General features: G+C 35.7%; 1 protein-coding gene. It reads right to left on the reverse strand.

Features of this window, described 5'->3' with window-relative positions; genetic code table 11:
- A partial coding sequence (locus U9P79_09740; GenBank protein ID MEA2104903.1) for a PAS domain-containing protein occupies positions 1–1504 on the reverse strand: 1504 nt, incomplete at its 3' end.
- Positions 1505–1596 lie beyond the last annotated feature (92 nt).

Here is a 1596-nt window from a genome sequence, read left to right on the forward strand (position 1 = left end):
AAATTCCTACAAATCCATTTATCGCTCGTAAGGGTGCACGCAGGTCATGTGAAACCGAATAAGAAAAGGACTCCAATTCTTTGTTGGATTGTTCAAGTCTAAATTTTTTCTCTGTCAATTCCGTAGTTACCTTGTTCAGATCTTCCACCATAAAGAGCATAGCTTTTTCACTTTCCGAAAGTTTCTCGATCTTTACTTGTAAATCTTGTGTTTGCTCTTTTACTTTTTCTTCCAGCTCATCTTTTAATTCACGCAAGCCTTCTTCCGCTTTTTTGCGTTTCGTAATGTCCATTGTAGAGCCAAAAACATGCAATTTCCCGTCTTTCTCAAAACATCTGCCTTTTGAATTTACCCATACTGTTTTTCCATTATCTTTTAATAATTCGTATTCGCAATCAATTTTTTTACCGGGAGATTCAATTGCTTCCCTGAACGCATTATTTATCTGCTCCAGGTATTCGGGTTTGATGTAACTGAAATACTTGTCCCAGTCCTTTTTCATGGTTCCGGCAGGCAGCTCCAATAATTCATCTAAAACAGGTGAAGAATAAGTATTTACAAAAGCTCCGTTTTCTTCAATATCTGCTTTCCAGACAACAGTTGTAATATTAGACACTACCTGTCTGAAGTTTGTATTAATTTCTTGCAAAGCAATTTTACCTTCTTTTTGTCTTCGTAAAATTCTGGAAGTTATTAGTCCACTCACCAAGCAGAAAATGAAGAAAACAGTTCGGATGAAAACATTATAATCCGGGATATTCAGAGCAAGAAGATCAATAAATGAACTTTCTTTATAAAATGCGAAAGAATAAAAAACACTGTCCAGTAACCAGAATAAGCATCCCAAAAGTAAAAAGCTACTAATTATATAACCTGTTTTTTTATAATCAATGTACTCTTTCAATTTAAAGAAACTTCTTACATATTTGATATTTAAAAGCACATCAGCGAAAAGTAAAATCACTAAACCAACTGCTGCCTGTTTAATCGTGACAAAAACAGAGAAATGCATGGGGATTGTATTAGGGGCGTTTGAACACCAACTCCAGGAAGGAGGGTTAAGAGTAATTGCCCATCTGCTAAATGTTAATAAATTTATCGAGCTGAGAATACGGAAGGGGATTTCCACGATGTACATGCTCAACCACCATTTGTGAGTTTTCTGTTTTCTGCGAAGCTGTGCAAATATACCATGCCAGATAATCCAGAGCGTAAATGGTGGAGCTACAAAAAAAATCGCATAGCCATTATTTGGACCCCACAACCACCACATTGATTGACAGCCACCGGCTAAAGCAGAGAGCAAACCGTATTTCCATCCCCAGCTTAATGTTATCAGCATTGGGAACAATAGCCCAAGTAATAAAGTAGCAGTATATTCGCCAAATGGGAAAATTATTGTATGAAAATTAATGAAAAATCCAAGAAGACCAAAGATCATTGATACTATGATTTTCTTGTATGAAATGTTTTTTAATACTGAATTTTTCTTAATATTTTTCATTTTTGCTCCTTTGCATACTGGATTTCATAATCCACACATTGTAAAATTCCATGTCAAGCTATTTATCCGCTAGCTGGCGGATCAGCTGAACT

The sequence above is a fragment of the Candidatus Cloacimonadota bacterium genome (assembly GCA_034661015.1).
GTDB lineage: Bacteria > Cloacimonadota > Cloacimonadia > JGIOTU-2 > JGIOTU-2 > JAYEKN01.